Source organism: Sphingomonas sp. (assembly GCF_017745215.1).
GTDB lineage: Bacteria > Pseudomonadota > Alphaproteobacteria > Sphingomonadales > Sphingomonadaceae > Sphingomonas.
Window position 1 is genome coordinate 24205 of the sequence record NZ_JAGHZV010000024.1, and the last position, 16730, is coordinate 40934.

Genomic DNA, 16730 nt, shown 5'->3' on the forward strand with positions numbered 1-16730 from the left:
TAGACACCGCGCCATGGCAGTGCTGGTCGCGATCGAAGGCGCCGACGGAGTCGGCAAGAACACCGCGGCGAACCGGCTCCGCGATCGGCTCGCCGCCGCCGAGCGTAGCGCGACGATCATCGGCTTCCCGCAATATGGCGAGACGGTCGCCGGAATCACGATCGGCCGCATCCTCGCCGGCGAGGTCCCGATCGCCGCGACGCCGCAGGCCGCCGCGGTGCTCTATGCGCTCGACCGGCTCGAGTGGCGCGGCGAGATCGCCAGGGCGGCCGAAGCGCACGACGTGGTGATCTTCGACCGCTACATCGCATCGAACATGGCCTATCAGGCCGCGCGCGCCGACCATGGGGAGGCGCGCGCACTGATGGACTGGATCCTCGCGCTCGAGACCGGCCAGTTCGCCCTCCCCACCCCGGCCCTTTCGATCTACCTCGACACGCCATGGGATATCGCCCGCGCGCTGATCCTGCAGAAGGCGCAGCGCAGCTACACCGATCGCAGCTATGACGAATATGAGGCCGACATCGCGCTCCAGGCGCGCGTCCGCGCCAATTACGAGGCGATCGTCGCAGCCGATCTGCTCGGTCCCTGGCGCGTGGTGCGGGCAAGCGATGAGGGCCGATTGCGCCCACCCGAAGACATTGCGGGCGAGATCCATGCGCATGTGGATGCATTGCTCCTGAATTAGGACCATCGGCGCGCTTGACAGTCGCGCGCGCGCCACTCAATGGTAGCGCTATCAAATCCCAGACACATTGGACGAGAGAGGGTCTTGGAAGCGTTCTCAACCGATATGCTGCCCAGCGACCATGGGCAGGCGACGCTGGTCGGGCGCGTGTTGCTCGCCGAGGGTCCCACTCCAGTCCTGATTCGCGACGATGTAGTGCACGATGTCTCGCGCGAGGCGGCGACCGTCGCCGACCTGCTCGAGCGTGACGATCTCGATTCGGTGGGCGGTCGCGCGCTGTGCGACGTCGGCGCGTTGAACGGCGACGGCCAGCCGAAGATCCTCGCGCCTGTCGACCTCCAGTGCGTCAAGGCGGCGGGCGTCACCTTCGCGCTCTCGGCGATCGAGCGCGTGATCGAGGAGCGCGCGCGCGGCGATTCGAACCGCGCGAACGAGATCCGCGGCGACCTCGAGGCCAAGGTCGGCTCGGGCATCCGCTCGGTCGTCCCCGGCAGCGACGAAGCGGCGGCGCTCAAGGCCGCGCTGATCGAAGCGAACATGTGGTCGCAATATCTCGAGGTCGCGATCGGGCCCGACGCCGAAGTCTTCACCAAGGGCCCGGTGCTCTCGGCAGTGGGCTGGGGCGCGCAGATCGGCGTGCGCTCGAACAGCGACTGGAACAACCCCGAGCCCGAGGTCGTCGTCGTCGTCGACCGCCACGGCAACATCCGCGGCGCGACGCTCGGCAACGACGTCAACCTGCGCGACATCGAGGGGCGCAGCGCGCTGCTGCTCGGCAAGGCCAAGGACAACAACGCGTCCACGGCGCTCGGCCCGTTCATCCGCGTGTTCGACGACCATTTCACGATGGACGACGTGCGCAACGCCACCGTCGACCTGGTGATCGAGGGGCGCGACAACTATCGCCTCGAAGGCACCAACAAGATGAGCGAGATCAGCCGCGATCCGACCGATCTCGTCCGCCAGACGATGAGCGAGCACCAATATCCGGACGGCTTCGTGCTGTTCCTCGGCACGCTCTTCGCCCCGATCCAGGACCGCGACGCGCCGGGCCGCGGCTTCACGCACAAGGAGGGCGACATCGTGCGCATCTCCACGCCCAAGCTGGGCACGCTCGTCAACCAGGTCACCACTTCGAAGGCCGCGCCGCCGTGGGAATTCGGCATCCGCGACCTCATGCTCAACCTCGCCCGGCGCGGTCTGCTCGCGCAGCCGGCACATGCCTGAAGGCGATACTCTCATGTCGGAAGCCGATCCCATGCACATGCCGCTCGCGCGCGACCAGCGCGCCGTCTACCCCAGCCTGCGCGGCAAGCGCGTGCTCATCACCGGTGGAGGCTCGGGCATCGGCGCGGGCTTCGTCGAGGGCTTCGTCCGCCAGCATTGCGACGTGACCTTCTTCGACATCGCCGAGGAGGATTCGACCGCGCTCGTCGAGAGCCTGTCGGGCGTGCAGCAGCCGCCGATCTTCCACCGCGTCGACATGACCGACATCAAGGCGGTGCAGGCGCGGATCAAGGACCTGATCGACGCCAACGGCCCGTTCGACATCCTCATCAACAACGCCGCCAACGACGATCGCCACACGATCGACGAAGTGACCGAGGAATACTGGGAAAACCGGTTCAACGTGAACCTGAAGCACCTGTTCTTCGCGGCGCAGGCGGTGATCCCGGGGATGAAGGCCAAGGGCGGCGGCGTGATCGTCAACCTCGGCTCGATCTCCTGGCACCTTGCGATCCCCGAACTCGCGCTCTACCAGACCGCCAAGGCCGCGATCGAGGGCCTCAACCGAAGCCTTGCGCGCGATCTGGGTCCCGACAACATCCGCTCGGTCTGCATCGTGCCCGGCAATGTGAAGACGCCGCGCCAGATGAAATGGTACACCCCCGAAGGGGAAGCCGAGATCGTCAACGCCCAGTGCCTCAAGGGGCGGCTGGTGCCCGAGGATATCGCCGCGCTCGCGGTGTTCCTCGCGTCGGACGACGCGCGTCTGATCACGGGCCACGAATATTTCATCGACGCGGGCTGGCGCTGACGTGACAGCCGTGCAGCGTTCCGAGCCGGTCAGCGTCTGGCCGCTCTCCGGGCCGCTGCTCGAAGGCCCGGTGTGGGTGCAGCGCGATGCGGCGCTGTGGTTCACCGACATCAAGCGCCACAAGATCTACCGCTACGATCCGGTCAGCGGCGACAAGCGCGAATGGCTCGCGCCCGACCAGATCGGCTTCGCGCTGCCGGCGGCAGGCGGCGGCTTCATCGCCGGGCTCAAGACCGGGCTGCACCGCTTCGACGAGACCAACGGCAGCTTCACGCCGCTCTGCGATCCCGAGCCCGAGTTGCCGAACAATCGGCTCAACGACGGCATCGTCGACGTGCACGGCCGGCTGTGGTTCGGCACGATGGACGACGGCGAGGCGAACGCCACCGGCCGCATCTATCGGCTCGGCGCGGACGGCAGCTGCGTCGCCGAGAGCGATTTCTGCTCGATCACCAACGGCCCGGCGCTGAGCCCCGACGGCCGCACGCTCTACCACACGGACACGCTCGGCGGCTTCATCTACGCCTGCGACGTCGGCGACGACGGCACGCTCTCGAACCGCCGCCTGTTCGCGACGATCCCCAATGCCGACGGCTTCCCCGACGGTCCCGCGGTCGATGCCGAGGGCTGCGTGTGGACGGGGCTATACAAGGGCTGGTCGGTGCGGCGCTATTCGCCGGCGGGCGAACTGCTCGAGACGGTGCGCCTGCCGGTCGACGCGATCACCAAGATCGCCTTCGGCGGGCCCGACCTCAAGACGGTCTATGTCAGCACCGCCAACAAGCATCTGAGCCCGGCCGAACTGGAGGCACAGCCGCTCGCGGGCAATCTCTTCACCTTCGACGTAGACGTCCCCGGCGTCGCGGGGGTCGAGATCAGCGTCGGCGTTTAAGCCGAGATCCAAATAACCGTCATCCCGGCGAAAGCCGGGACCCAGGGCCACAAGCGACGTCCTGCTTGGCCCTGGGTCCCGGCTTTCGCCGGGATGACGATTCAGGATGCCCCCCCGGGGCAAGCCCCAGGGTAGGATCCAGGCTCAGTTCTGCGACAGCATCGCCATCGCGGCACGCCGCTTGGGCGTCTGGTCCATCGGCTGGCCGCTGTACTCGCGCAGGCCCCAGGCACCCGACTTCGAGATGAAGCCGGTCGCGCTGTACAGCATCATCACGTCGCCGTAGCGCTGGCGCCACGTCGAGAGGTAGCTCGTGTAGATGTCGTACATCCGCGGATTGCGGTTCACGCTCGAGAGCAGGTCGACCAGCGTCGTCGAGATGACGTGCTGGCCCGCCTCATAGGCGAGATAGCGCTTGCCGTACTTCTTGGCGACGTCGGCATTCTCCTGCACGTCGGCCCAGCCGTCGTTCATCTGCTTGCCGAGCTGCGTCATCAGCATATCGACGCTGTCGGTGGCCTTGGCGCCGTCGAGCAGCTTCCGGCCGAAATAGGGCGCGGTCGCCAGCGCATCGACGTTGCTCGCCGTGTCCTTGAACGCGAGCACCTGCTCGGCGGTCCAGCTGTTGCCGTTCTGCGTCGAGACGACGCGGACGAGCTTGCCCGGGCGATCGGCGAACACCTGCGACCAGATCTTGAGCATCCACACCGACTTCTCGGCATAGCGGCGCATCTGGGCCTGGAAGGTGTTGGTCGAGAGCCCTTCGGCAAGACCCTCGGACGCCGCCTGGTCGGCCACCGGGAAGGCGCCGTTCCATACCTCGTTGCTCATCTCGACATAGACCGAGCGGTTTGCCGGCAGCGTGTCGTGCACGGTCTGCGCCATGCGGCGGACATAGTCCTCGTCGGCATTCCACGGCACGTTGAGCCACATATCGGCGTCGACCTGCTTGGCGAGCGCGACCATCGTCTCGATCGCGGCGCCGTTGACCGTGCCCTGGTCGGCGCTGCCGGGCAGCGTCCGCGCCGCCCAGGTCACCGAGTCCGGGTTGTTGTTGGCCTGGCCCCAGTCGAGGAATCGCAGCACGCCATAGCCGCGGATCGAGTCGATGAACTCCGAGGCGAACAGGTCGCTGGTCGACGCGCCCTTCTCGCGGCAGTCGACGTTGCGGACCGGGTCATTGGCGTCGGGCGTGCGGAGTTCGACCCAGACCTTGCCGTTGGCGCTCGGCGCGAGCACCGGCCAGTCGAACTCGGCGCTGTGGTCGCCCTTGACGATGTTGGCAGCCTTGCCCTTGACGTCGAGCTTGCCGCTGCCGATCCAGGTGCAGCGGATCTTGACGTTGCCGCCCGCAAGCGCCGCGGCAGGCTGGGTCAGCATGCGCGACGCGACCTGGCCGGCGTTCAGGAACCTGACGTTGCCGTAGCTGTCGAGCTGGCTCGCGTCGAGGAACGCCTCGTCATTGGTCTTGTCCTTCCAGCCGAGACCGATCAGCAGGTTGGCGAAGATGCGCTCGCCGCTCGAATAGGTCGGGCGGGCGACGTTGATGCCGAGCATCGAGCGTGGCTTGGCAGCCGCTGCCGTGGCATCCGCCGCCGCGGTGGGCGTCGGGGTCGGCGCCGGCGTCACCGTGTCGGCCGCAGCGACGACGACGTCGCCACTGGCGGTCTGGGTGCCCGAGCCGCCGCCACCGCCGCAACCGGCGAGGAGCAGGGCACCGAGCGCGGCGCTGGCGTGGAACAGCGGGCGGCTACTCGCGCCGAGACGGCGCACGAACGAGGGCTGCGAGGCCCGGATACGCATGGTCACAACAATTTCCCCTGAGCTACTGGAGTCCTTCCTCCGGAGCTTTCGAAGGGGGAGTTAATCTGGACTGCTTAATGACCGGTGCCCGCCGAGGTACGGGCGATGCCGCTCCGGTTCGCCCCCCGTTTCGTTACGAGTGCGAACGAAGCTGCGGATTCCCTCGCGTCGTTCCCCGAGTATCGAACGATATAGTCAATGTAATTGACTGTCCCGATATTATACGATATAAAATCTGCATGAATGACGAGCCTTTCTGGACGCGAATCGTCTTCCCCGCCCTGCTCCGCCCGGCGCGGACGACCTATGGCCAGGCGATGCGCGCCGCGCTCGCGCGAATCGGCTGCGACGATGTGCCGCGCAACGGCCTCTATGTGATCGGCGCGCTCAACCTCGAGGGCATGCCGCTCGCCCAGGTGATCCGCGACCTCGGCGTGTCGAAGCAGGCGGCGGGGCAGCTCGTCGATACGCTGGTGCTGCGCGGCTATCTCGAGCGCAGCGTCGATCCCGAAGACCGCCGCCGGCTCACCGTCACGCTCACCGAGCGCGGCAAGGCTGCCGCCGCCGCCCAGGCCGCCGCGCGCGAAGCGATCGACGCCGAGCTGATCGCGCGCGTCGGCGCGGAGAAGGTGATGCACGCGCGCGAAGTGCTCGGCGCGCTGCTGGTGATGGGGCACGAGCACGACCACGCCGACGAGGACTGACTTCGCCGCCACCAGCGGCTAAGCGCCCTCGATGAGCGGAGACCATGACGCGATCATCCTGGGCGCCGGCGCCGCGGGGCTCTTCTGCGCCGCGACGGCGGGGCAGCGCGGCCGGCGCGTGCTGCTGCTCGACCATGCCGACGCGCCGGGTAAGAAGATCCTGATCTCGGGCGGCGGACGCTGCAACTTCACCAACCTAGGCACCGCGCCCGACCGCTTCCTCTCCGCCAATCCCCATTTCGCCAAGTCCGCCCTGAGCCGCTTCGGCCCGCAGGACTTCCTCGCGCTGGTCGAGCGCCATGGCATCGCATGGCACGAGAAGACGCTCGGCCAGCTCTTCTGCGACGGCTCGGCGCGGCAGATCGTCGACCTGCTGCTCGACGAATGCACGACGGGACGGGTCGAGCTGGCGCTGGGGCGAAACATCACCGGGGTCGAGCACGCCGACGGACAGTTCCGCGTCGCCACCGGCGCGGGCGAGGCACGCGCGCCGGCGCTGGTGATCGCGACCGGCGGGCCCTCGATCCCCAAGCTCGGCGCAACCGGCTTCGCCTATGAGCTCGCGCGGCGCTTCGGCCTGAAGGTGGTCGAGCCGCGCCCCGCGCTGGTGCCGCTGACGCTCGGCGCCGACGAGACCCTGTTCCGCACACTCTCGGGCGTCTCGGCGCCGGTGGTCGCGCGCTGCGGCAAGGCGGCGTTCGCCGAAGCGGCGCTGTTCACGCACCGCGGGCTCTCGGGCCCGGCGATCCTCCAGGTTTCGAGCTATTGGCGCCACGGCGAAGCGATCGCGATCGACTTCCTGCCGCAGCAGCCGAGCGGCTGGCTGACCGAGGCGAAGCGCGAGCAGCCGCGCGCGACGATCCGCAGCCTGCTCGCGCGCGCGCTGCCCGACCGGCTCGCCGAGACGCTCGCCGATCGGCTGGGGTTGGCCGGCGAGCTCGCCAATCTGCGCGACGGCGTGCTCGCCGAAGCCGAGCGCAGGCTCGCCGGCTGGCGCTTCAGTCCCAACGGCACCGAAGGCTTCGCCAAGGCCGAAGTGACGATCGGTGGGATCAGCACCGCCGAGCTCTCTTCGCAGACGATGGCGGCGCGCCGCGTGCCGGGCCTCTACGCGATCGGCGAAGCGGTGGACGTCACCGGCTGGCTCGGCGGCTACAACTTCCAATGGGCATGGGCGAGCGCCTGGGCGGCGGCGCAAGCGCTCTGACGCCGCCACTGGACTGGGGTCGGTTTAGTCGTCAGGATGCGTCCGCTGTCCGGGAGAGAATGGTCTGTTCATCGTAGCTTGTCTGGCGTTTCTCCTGTCGATGCAGCAGACCGCCCCCAGCGCCGCCTTCGAGCAGTTCTTCGTCGGCGTGACCGAAGGGGCGGGCACCGTCGACGTCGCCATCCTCGGCAAGCACAACATGCGCGACCGCGGCCATGGCAGGCTCGATGCGAGCGGCGCGCTGGTGCTCGAGCAGACCGTCGAGGAACAGGGCAAGCCCGCGCGCAAGCGCAGCTGGCGGCTGGTCCGCTCGGGCGCGCGGATCACCGGCACGATCAGCGATGCCAGCGGGCCAGTGAGCGGCGACGTGTCGGGCCCCACGCTGCACCTTCGCTACCGGCTGGCCGAGGGTCCGTCGGTCGAGCAGTGGATCACGCTTCATCCCAGCGGGCGCAGCGCGACCAACCGGATGAGCTTCCGCCGCTTCGGCTTCAAGGTGGCGACGGTGGAATCAGTGATCCGCAAGGTCGAATGACCCGCCTTGCAATGTAGGAGTTCGGCTGCTTGGCTGCCGCGGCTGGATTTGTCCGGCCGCTCCTTGAACCCGCCGGCGACCAGATACTCGATTTTCGGCGACGGGGTGTGACTCTTGTGACTTTTCACTGCCCGATCCCACAGCGACTCGCAAACGCCTGCTCGATTTGGATACGCCCTACTCTTCGAACGCCGCGATGATCGGGCAAGGGCCCTTGCGCCCCGCCGCGCACTCGCCCGCGAGCCGCTTCAGCGCGTCACGCGCCGTCTCGAGCTCGGCGATGCGCGCGTCGAGCGCTCCGATCCGCTCGTTCGCCAGCGCCCGCACTCGCGCGCGATCCTCGCCGGCGTCGAGCGCGAGCAGCTCGCCGACCTGCTCGAGCGTGAAGCCTGCCGCCCGCGCCTGGCGGATGAAGCGCAGCCGCCGCACGTCGCGTTCGTCGTAACGGCGGATGCCGCCGCCCAGCCCGGTTCCACCGCTGCGCTCGGGCGTGCCCAGCAGCCCGCGGCGCTGGTAGTAGCGCACCGTCTCCACCCCCACGCCGCCCGCGCGCGCGAGCCCCGCGATCGTCGTCGATTTCATCCTTGACTCCGTACCATGGTACGGACCTCATATGGGCGGGGTCCGCTGTTGGACAAGCGATAAGGAGACCGACGATGACCCCCGAGACCCAGCAGGCCGCTCAGGCCACCCGCATCTGCACCTGCAAGCCCTGCACCTGCAAGAACTGCGGCTGCTGAAGCGCAAAGGGGGCCGCGCGGCGACGCGTGGCCCCTGCCCTTGCGGAATGGCTCAGCTGCCGCCGAGGTCGATCGGCTCGGTTCCGAGGACCGCGGGGACGCAATAGGTCTCCTGCCTCGCGGCGATGGCGACCGGGATCATCGCGACCCGCTCGACACCGCCGATTGCGGCACATTGCGGACCGGGCGCGACGTCATAGTGGATCACGCGGGTGGTATATCGCGGGCAGAGGTCCGAGCAGCGGTATTCACCGACCACGCGCGTGCCGTGGTGGATGCCGAAGTCGCGGACATAAGTGTCCGGCTTGCCCTTCTCATAGCGCGCGGCGAGCGCGACGATCTGGGCGTCGGTCACTGTGTCCTGCGGCCAGGGCGCGGCTTGTTGGGACAGCATCCAGGCGAGCAAGAGTGGCATCGGCGGCCTCCTTGGGAGAAGGTGCCGATCATTCCGCCCGAGCGCTGTATGGGCGGTGAACCGACCACTCAGCCGTCACCCCGGCGAAAGCCGGGGCCCAGAGTTACAGAGGACGTCGCTCGCTGCCCTGGGTCCCGGCTTTCGCCGGGATGACGGTTGAAACGCGCGGGAGCGATCCGCCCCCCCTCAATGGTTATGCCGGGGCACCTTCTCGCTCGTCCGGCGGTATTTGAGCGCGAATTCGAGTGCCCCGCCCTCGCCGAGCTGGCCCGACTTCTCGCGGTATAGCTCTTCCCACGGCGTGTTGCTCGCCGGGATCGGCGGCGCGGGCTCGCCCTTGCGGCGCGCGATCTCGTCTGGCTCGACCAGCGCGTCGCAGGTGCCGGCGTTGAGGTCGATCCGGATCGTATCGCCGGTGCGCAGCCACGAGAGCCCGCCGCCCACCGCGCTCTCGGGCGAGGCGTTGAGGATCGAGGGGCTGTCCGACGTGCCCGACTGGCGGCCGTCGCCGAGCGTCGGCAGGCTCATGATGCCCTGCTGGATCAGCGCGTCGGGCGGCTGCATGTTGACGACCTCGGCCGAGCCCGGCCAGCCGATCACCCCCGAGCCGCGGATCACCAGGATGCAGTTCGCGTCGATCGCGAGCGCGGGATCGTTGATCCGGTGGTGGTAGTCGTCCGAGCCGTCGAAGACGATCGCGCGGCCCTCGAACACGCCTTCGTGCCCCGGCCGCGAGAGGTAGCGCGCGCGAAAATCCTCGCCGATCACGCTGGTCTTCATGATCGCCATGTCGAACAGGTTGCCCTTGAGGACGAGGAACCCGGCCTTCTCCTTGAGCGGCTTGGCCCAGGGCAAGATCACCGCGGGATCCTTGATCCGCGCATCGGCTACATTCTGGGCGAGCGACTTGCCCGTCACCGTCTTCACGGACCCGTCGATCGCCCCCGCCTCGGCCATCACCTTGATCACCGCGGGGATGCCGCCGGCGCGGTGGAAGCGCTCGGAGAGATATTCGCCCGCGGGCTGCATGTTGACGATCAACGGCAGGTCGTAGCCGGTCATCCAGTCCTCGGCGGTGAGCTCGAAGCCGGCATGGCGCGCCATCGCGATCAAATGCGGCTGGGCGTTGGTCGAGCCGCCGATCGCGGTGAGCAGCTTGATCGCGTTGAGGAAGCTCTCGCGGCTCAGGATCTTGGACGGGCGCAGGTCCTCATAGGCCATGTCGACGATGCGCTTGCCGGTCTCATACGCCATCTGGCCGCGCTCGCGGTAGGGCGCCGGGATCATCGCGCAGCCCGGGAGCGACATGCCCAGACCCTCGGCGATCGAGTTCATCGTCGAGGCAGTGCCCATCGTGTTGCAATGGCCGGCCGACGGCGCGCTCTCCATCGCGCGCTTGAGGAACTCCTCCTCGTCGATCTCGCCCGCGGCCATCTTGCGGCGGCTGCGCCAGATGACCGTGCCGCTGCCGACCAGCTCGCCGTCGTGCCAGCCGTCGAGCATCGGCCCGCCCGAGAGCACGATCGCGGGGATGTCGACGGTCGAGGCGGCCATCAGCTGCGAGGGCGTGGTCTTGTCGCAGCCGGTGGTGAGCACGACTGCGTCGATCGGATAGCCGTTGAGGATTTCGACGAGGCCCAGATAGGCCAGGTTGCGGTCGAGCGCGGCGGTCGGCCGGCGGCAGTTCTCGAAGATCGGGTGAAGCGGGAACTCCATCGCCACGCCACCCGCCGCCAGGATGCCCTCGCGCACGCGCTTCACCGTCTCGAGGTGGATGCGATTGCACGGCGCGATGTCGCTGCCCGATTGCGCGATGCCGATGATCGGCTTGCCCGAGCGAAGCTCGTCGGGCGTGATGCCGTAGTTCATGAAGCGCTCGAGGTAGAGCGCGGCCATGTCGGCGCGGCCAGGCGCAGCGAACCATTCGCGCGAGCGGAAGGGGCGGGCGGGAGTACGGGTCATGGAGTCCCTCTAACGAAAGGGGCGCGGCCTCGCGGCCGCACCCCCTTTAGGCGTGTCGCGGTGGAAGGTCAGCCCTCCATCGCCTCGAGTTCCTTGCCCTTGGTCTCGGTGATGAAGCGCGAGACCAGGAACAGGCTGATCACCGCGCAGACGCCGTAGAAGGTGTAGCTGATGGCGAGCCCCAGCGACGCCGCCATCACCGGGAAGCTCTGCGCGATGCAATAGTTGGCGAACCACTGGAAGAAGCCGCACACGGCAAGCGCCGAGCCGCGGATCTGGTTCGGGAACATCTCGCCGAGCATCACCCACATCACCGGGCCCCAGGAGACGTTGAAGAACACCACATAGACGTTGGCCGCGATCACGGCGATCAGGCCGAGATCCTTCGACAGGATGATCTTGCTCGCGTCGGCCGGATCGATCGAGGCGTGGCTGAACGCATAGACCATCACGAACAGCGAGATCGCCATGCCGGCCGAGCCGATGATCAGCAGCGGCTTGCGGCCGATGCGGTCGATCACCGCGATCGTCACGAAGCAGGCCGCGATCGATACCGCGCCCGAGACGATGTTGATCATCAGCGAGTCCTGCTCGGTGAAGCCGGCCAGCTGCCACAGCGTCGAGCCATAGTAGAAGATCACGTTGATGCCGACGAGCTGCTGGAACACCGCGAGCATGATGCCCACCCAGACGATCGAGCGCATGCCGAGGAAGCCCTTGCCGCCCGCCGGGGTCAGCACGTCGGCGAGGCGCGGACGGTGGTCGGTCGAGAAGCTGGCGCGGATCTCGGCGAGCTTGAGCGCGCCGGCGGTGGTGCCGAACAGGTTGGTGAGCACCTGAAGCGCCTGCTCGTTGCGGCCCTTGGCGACGAGGTAGCGCGGGCTTTCGGGGATGAAGAACAGCGCGACGAGGAACACTGCCGCCGGCAGCGCCTGCGCCAGGTACATCCAGCGCCACGCTTCGATGTCCATCCAGATCTTGTTGGTCGAGACACCCGCCACCGACGTGACGTAGAAGTTGACCAGGAACGCCGCGGTGAGGCCGGTGATGATCATCACCTGCTGCACCGTCGTCATCCGGCCGCGGATGTTCGCGGGGGCGACTTCGGAGATATAGGCAGGCGACAACACCGAGGCCGCGCCGACTGCGACGCCGCCGCAGAAGCGCGCGATCACGAAGAGGATATGCTCGTGCGCAAAGCCCTGGACCAGCGCGCCGCCGAGGAACAGCACCGCGGCGAACCGCATCACGTTGCGGCGGCCCATGCTGTCCGCCAGCGTGCCGGCCGAGAAGGCGCCGACGACGCAGCCGATCAGCAGCGAGCCCACGGTGAAGCCGAGCCACCAGTCGTCGAGGTTGAAGGCTGCCTTGAGGCCGGGCTGCGTGCCGTTCACGGCACCGCTGTCATAGCCGAAGAGCAAGCCGCCGATCGTCGCCACCGCGACGATGGCAAAGACGAGGCCGGTGTTCGTCCTCTCTGCCGTATCATTCATTGTTGGAACCCCTCTCCCTACGGCCCGTGCCTGGAATGTGCCGGACTGTTAGCGGTAACGGTTAGGGCATCGCAACGGAAAAGCAAGCTTCGCCGCGGGGATGGCCCAGGCCGTTCCAAAGCGGGAGTATGCGCGATCGGAAGGCATGCGTCATCCCGGCGAAAGGTCGGGGGCGGCGCGAGGTGGGGATAGCCGAAACGGATGCGCTCTCCCCCAAGGTCGCCATCCCGGCGAGAGCCGGGACCCAGGGCCACAAGCGACGTCCTCCGCAACCCTGGGCCCCGGCTTTCGCCGGGATGACGGTTGAAGGGAGGCGGGGTCCGTTCGACGATATAGCGCGCCCAGATTCAGGGCGGCGAGCGACTGGCAGCGCCGCGCGGGGAAGCGATCTCAGCGCAACCCCTTGCCGTTCTCCCCCAGCGACGCGTGCGTCTGGCGGCCGCGCGGGCGGGGCTCGGCGGTGGCACGCGGGGGCGGGCCGGCGGATTCGCGGATCACCAGCTCGAAATCGAGCACTTCCTCGTCCGAGGCCGCGCTGCCGCCGCGCCGCGAGCGCAGCTGGGCGAGCAGCAGGTCGATCGCCGCCGAGGCCATCGCCGCGGTGGGCTGGCGGATCGTGGTGAGCTCGGGCCAGATGCTGGTGGCGAGCTGGGTGTCGTCGAAGCCGACGATCGACACGTCCTGCGGCACATGCAGCCCGCGGCGGTGCGCCACGCCCACTGCCGCCGCAGCCATGTCGTCGTTGCACGCGAAGATCGCGGTCGGCGGATTGGGGCGGTCGAGCAACCGCTCGGTAGCGATGATGCCCGACCGGAAGGTGAAATAGCCTTGCTCGACCGGCATGTCGCTCAGGTCGAGCCCCGCCTCCTCGAGCGCGGCGACGAAGCCGCGATAGCGCTCGAGGCTCGCGCTCTGGTTGGGGTTGCCGCGGATGAAGCCGATCCGGCGATGGCCGAGCCCGAGCAGGTAGCGCGTCATCGCTGCAGCCGCGCCGAAGTCGTCGATCCGCACGTTCATCGTGCCGCGCATCGGCTGGCCGATCGCGACGCACACCGCCGGGATGTCCGCCGCGGCCAGCTCGGCCTGCACCGGCGAGGCCTCTGCGAGCGGGCACGGCAGGATCACGCCCTGCACTTCGGTGCCCGCGAAGCGACGCGTCGCCTCGGCCTGCTCGTCGGCGCGCTCGCTCTCGCAGACTTCGAGCACGAGATGCGCACCCGCTCGCCGCGCCGCCGCCAGCGAGCCGACGAGGAACTGCGAGAGATAGGCGTCTGACGGGTTCGAATAGAGCAGCCCGATCTGAGTCGCGTCGCCCGCCGCCAGGCTGCGCGCCGCGCTGTTGGGCGAATAGTTGAGCTTCTCGATCGCCTCCATGACCGCGGTGCGCGTGCTCGCGCGCACGTTCGCGCCGCCGTTGACGACGCGCGATACCGTCATTGCGGATACCCCGGCCGCCCGTGCGACGTCCTGCACGGTGACCGTACCCCTACTTCTGCGACTTGGTTTGCTCATCCCGCCTCTTTGGCTTCGAATAAGTTGACCACGCGAACAAAGCAATTGTTCCGTACCGCGCATTCGGTTGACCGTCGCAAGTCGGCACAATTATAGCTGATAGCGCTACCATAGTTTCGAAGACGGCGCACGCCGCGCCGCAGCAGGAGGGGAACATGACCGTGAACGGCCATTTCGTGCCGGGCGCCCTCGCCCGTCGCTCGCGCATCGCCTGGCTTGCCGCCGCTGCCGCACTCGCGATCGCGCCCGCGATTACTGCAGTGCACGCGCAATCGACGACCGAATCGGCGAAGCCCGCCAAACCCGAGAAGCCGCTCTACAAGGACGCTTCGCAACCCGTCGAAGCCCGCGTCGAGGACCTGCTCAAGCGGATGACGCTCGAGGAGAAGGTCGCCCAGCTCGAATCGATCTGGCAGAACAAGGGACAGATCCAGACGCCCGACGGCCAGTTCGATCCCGCCAAGGCGTCGCAGAACTTCCCCGACGGGCTCGGCATGATCTCGCGCCCCTCGGATCGCCAAGGTGTTGCGCCGGCCACGGGCGCAGCGGGCGCCACGGCCAATGTCGGCAACCGCCACGCGCTCGAGGCGGCGACCTACGTCAACGCCGCGCAGAAATGGGCGGTGGAGAAGACGCGGCTCGGCATCCCGATGTTCATGCACGAGGAAGCGCTGCACGGCCTCGTCGTGCCCGACGCGACGAGCTTCCCCCAGTCGATCGCGCTCGCCTCGACCTGGGACCCCGAGCTGTTGACCGGCATCTTCTCGGTCGCCGCGCGCGAGGCTCGCGCGAGGGGGGCGAACCTGGTGCTCGCGCCGGTGGTCGACGTCGCGCGCGACCCGCGCTGGGGGCGGATCGAGGAGACCTATGGCGAGGACCCGTACCTCGTCGGCACGATGGGCCTGGCGGCGATCAAGGGCTTCCAGGGCACCACGCTGCCGCTCGCGTCCGACAAGGTGTTCGTCACGCTCAAGCACCTCACCGGCCACGGCCAGCCCGAGAGCGGCACCAACATCGGCCCCGCGCCGCTCGGCGAGCGCACGCTCCGCGACTTCTTCTTCCCGCCCTTCGAGCGCGCGGTCACCGAACTGCCGGTGCGGTCGGTGATGCCGTCGTACAACGAGATCGACGGCATCCCTAGTCACGCCAACGGCTGGATGCTCACTGACGTCCTCAAGGGCGAATGGGGCTTCAAGGGCGCCGTCGTCAGCGACTATTTCGCGATCCGCGAGCTGGTGACGCGGCACAAGATGGCCGCCGACCTCAAGGACGCCGCCGCGCGCGCGATCAACGCGGGCGTCGACGTCGAGACGCCCGATGGCGAGGCGTACAAATTCCTCCCCGAGCTGGTGCGCGAGGGCCGCGTCTCGATGGAGCGGATCGACGATGCGGTGCGCCGCGTGCTGACAATGAAGTTCCAGGCCGGGCTGTTCGAACATCCCTATGTCGATGCGAAGGGCGCCCAGAAGAAGATCGCGACTCCCGATGCGATCGCGCTCGCGCGCCAGGCCGCGCGCGAATCGGTGGTGCTGCTCAAGAACGCCAACGGGCTGCTGCCGCTCGACGCCTCGGGCATCAAGCGGATGGCGGTGATCGGCACCCACGCCAAGGACACGCCGATCGGCGGCTATTCGGACGAGCCCGGCCGCGTCGTCAGCCTGCTCACCGCGATGCAGGCCGAGGGCAAGGGCAAGTTCGAAGTCGATTACGCCGAAGGCATCCGGCTGACCGAAGGCCATGTCTGGGCGCAGGACGCCGTCACGCCGACGTCGCCCGAAGTCAACGACAAGCTCCGCGCCGAGGCGATCGAGACTGCGAAGAAGGCGGACGTGATCGTGATGGTGCTCGGCGGCAACGAGGCGCTGAGCCGCGAGGCCTGGGCGGACAATCACCTGGGCGATTCGGAGACGCTGGACCTGCCGGGACCCCAGGACGAGCTCGCGAAGGCGATGATCGCGCTCGGCAAGCCGGTGGTGGTAATCCTGCTCAACGGGCGGCCTTATGCGGTCAACTATCTGGCGAAGGAGTCGCCGGCGCTGATCGAGGGCTGGTACCTCGGCGAGCAGACCGGCCCGGCGCTCGCCGACGTGCTGTTCGGGCGGTACAACCCCGGCGGCAAGCTGCCGGTGACGATCGCGCGCGACGTGGGCCAGCTCCCGATGTTCTACAACAGGAAGCCGAGCGCGCGGCGCGGCTATCTGTTCGGGGATACCAGCCCGCTCTATCCGTTCGGCTTCGGGCTCAGCTACACGAGCTTCGACGTCGCCGCGCCGGTGCTCGCCGCGCCGGCGATCGGCACGGGCGACAGCGTCGACGTGACGGTCGACGTGACCAACACGGGCAAGGTCGCCGGCGACGAAGTCGTCCAGCTCTACGTCCGCGATGATGCGGCAAGCGTGACCCGGCCGGTGATCGAGCTGAAGCGCTTCCAGCGCGTGACGCTCCAGCCGGGCGAGAAGAAGACGGTGACCTTCCAGCTCACCCCGCGCGACTTGTCGGTGTGGAATTTGCAAATGAAGCGCGTGGTGGAGCCGGGGACGTTCACCATCTCCTCGGGGCCGGATTCGGCGACGCTGAAGAGCGTGACGCTTACGGTGAAGTAGCCCCATCAGTCGTCATCCCGGCGAAAGCCGGGACCCAGGGCCAAGAGCGATGACCTTCGCGACCCTGGGTCCCGGCTTTCGCCGGGATGACGACTGATGGGGCTACTTCACCGTAAGCGTCACGCTCTTCAGCGTCGC

General features: G+C 68.1%; 14 protein-coding genes. 8 read left to right on the forward strand and 6 right to left on the reverse strand.

Annotated features, from left to right (window positions below; all coding sequences use genetic code 11):
• Positions 1-13: 13 nt before the first annotated feature.
• The 4 genes from J7495_RS18545 (at position 14) to J7495_RS18560 (ending at position 3618) form a co-directional block, all read left to right on the forward strand.
• Entirely contained in the window at positions 14-688 is a 675-nt protein-coding gene (locus J7495_RS18545) for a dTMP kinase (protein ID WP_294058410.1), read from the forward strand.
• A 105-nt stretch (positions 689-793) separates the two neighbouring features.
• Positions 794-1915 carry a fumarylacetoacetate hydrolase family protein gene (locus J7495_RS18550; RefSeq protein WP_294058430.1) on the forward strand — a complete coding sequence of 374 codons (1122 nt, stop codon included), beginning with the start codon at positions 794-796 and terminating at the stop codon, positions 1913-1915.
• Between the two features lie 13 nt (positions 1916-1928).
• Positions 1929-2726, forward strand: coding sequence for an SDR family oxidoreductase (locus J7495_RS18555; RefSeq protein WP_294058411.1), 798 nt, complete (start codon positions 1929-1931; stop codon positions 2724-2726).
• A gap of 10 nt (positions 2727-2736) precedes the next feature.
• A complete protein-coding gene (locus tag J7495_RS18560) occupies positions 2737-3618 on the forward strand; it encodes an SMP-30/gluconolactonase/LRE family protein (protein WP_294058412.1) in 882 nt (293 codons plus the stop codon).
• 144 nt (positions 3619-3762) lie between these two features.
• On the opposite strand, the gene J7495_RS18565 is transcribed toward J7495_RS18560, so the two are convergent.
• Entirely contained in the window at positions 3763-5427 is a 1665-nt protein-coding gene (locus J7495_RS18565; protein WP_294058413.1) for a hypothetical protein, read from the reverse strand.
• Positions 5428-5660: 233 nt separating this feature from the next.
• Between J7495_RS18565 and J7495_RS18570 the strand changes: the two genes are divergently transcribed.
• The 3 genes from J7495_RS18570 to J7495_RS18580 all read left to right on the forward strand — a co-directional run bounded on the left by J7495_RS18570 (position 5661) and on the right by J7495_RS18580 (position 7867).
• Positions 5661-6125, forward strand: coding sequence for a MarR family transcriptional regulator (locus tag J7495_RS18570; protein WP_294058414.1), 465 nt, complete (start codon positions 5661-5663; stop codon positions 6123-6125).
• Positions 6126-6156: 31 nt separating this feature from the next.
• Entirely contained in the window at positions 6157-7332 is a 1176-nt protein-coding gene (locus J7495_RS18575; RefSeq protein ID WP_294058415.1) for an NAD(P)/FAD-dependent oxidoreductase, read from the forward strand.
• Positions 7333-7432: 100 nt separating this feature from the next.
• Complete coding sequence (locus J7495_RS18580) at positions 7433-7867, forward strand: DUF3833 family protein (protein WP_294058416.1); 435 nt, start codon at positions 7433-7435, stop codon at positions 7865-7867.
• A gap of 177 nt (positions 7868-8044) precedes the next feature.
• Here J7495_RS18580 and J7495_RS18585 read toward each other — a convergent pair whose 3' ends face one another.
• The 5 genes from J7495_RS18585 to J7495_RS18605 all read right to left on the reverse strand — a co-directional run bounded on the left by J7495_RS18585 (position 8045) and on the right by J7495_RS18605 (position 13989).
• Entirely contained in the window at positions 8045-8449 is a 405-nt protein-coding gene (locus J7495_RS18585; RefSeq protein WP_294058418.1) for a MerR family DNA-binding protein, read from the reverse strand.
• Positions 8450-8659: 210 nt separating this feature from the next.
• Entirely contained in the window at positions 8660-9022 is a 363-nt protein-coding gene (locus J7495_RS18590; RefSeq protein WP_294058420.1) for a hypothetical protein, read from the reverse strand.
• A gap of 186 nt (positions 9023-9208) precedes the next feature.
• Positions 9209-10984, reverse strand: a complete 1776-nt coding sequence (locus J7495_RS18595; RefSeq protein WP_294058422.1) for an IlvD/Edd family dehydratase — start codon at positions 10982-10984, stop codon at positions 9209-9211.
• Between the two features lie 68 nt (positions 10985-11052).
• A complete protein-coding gene (locus J7495_RS18600) occupies positions 11053-12477 on the reverse strand; it encodes a sugar porter family MFS transporter (protein ID WP_294058423.1) in 1425 nt (474 codons plus the stop codon).
• Between the two features lie 390 nt (positions 12478-12867).
• Positions 12868-13989: a LacI family DNA-binding transcriptional regulator gene (locus J7495_RS18605; protein WP_294058424.1), complete on the reverse strand. Its 1122-nt coding sequence runs from the start codon at positions 13987-13989 to the stop codon at positions 12868-12870.
• Between the two features lie 155 nt (positions 13990-14144).
• Here J7495_RS18605 and J7495_RS18610 point away from each other — a divergent pair, with 155 nt between their 5' ends.
• Positions 14145-16592, forward strand: a complete 2448-nt coding sequence (locus J7495_RS18610; protein WP_294058426.1) for a glycoside hydrolase family 3 N-terminal domain-containing protein — start codon at positions 14145-14147, stop codon at positions 16590-16592.
• Positions 16593-16730 lie beyond the last annotated feature (138 nt).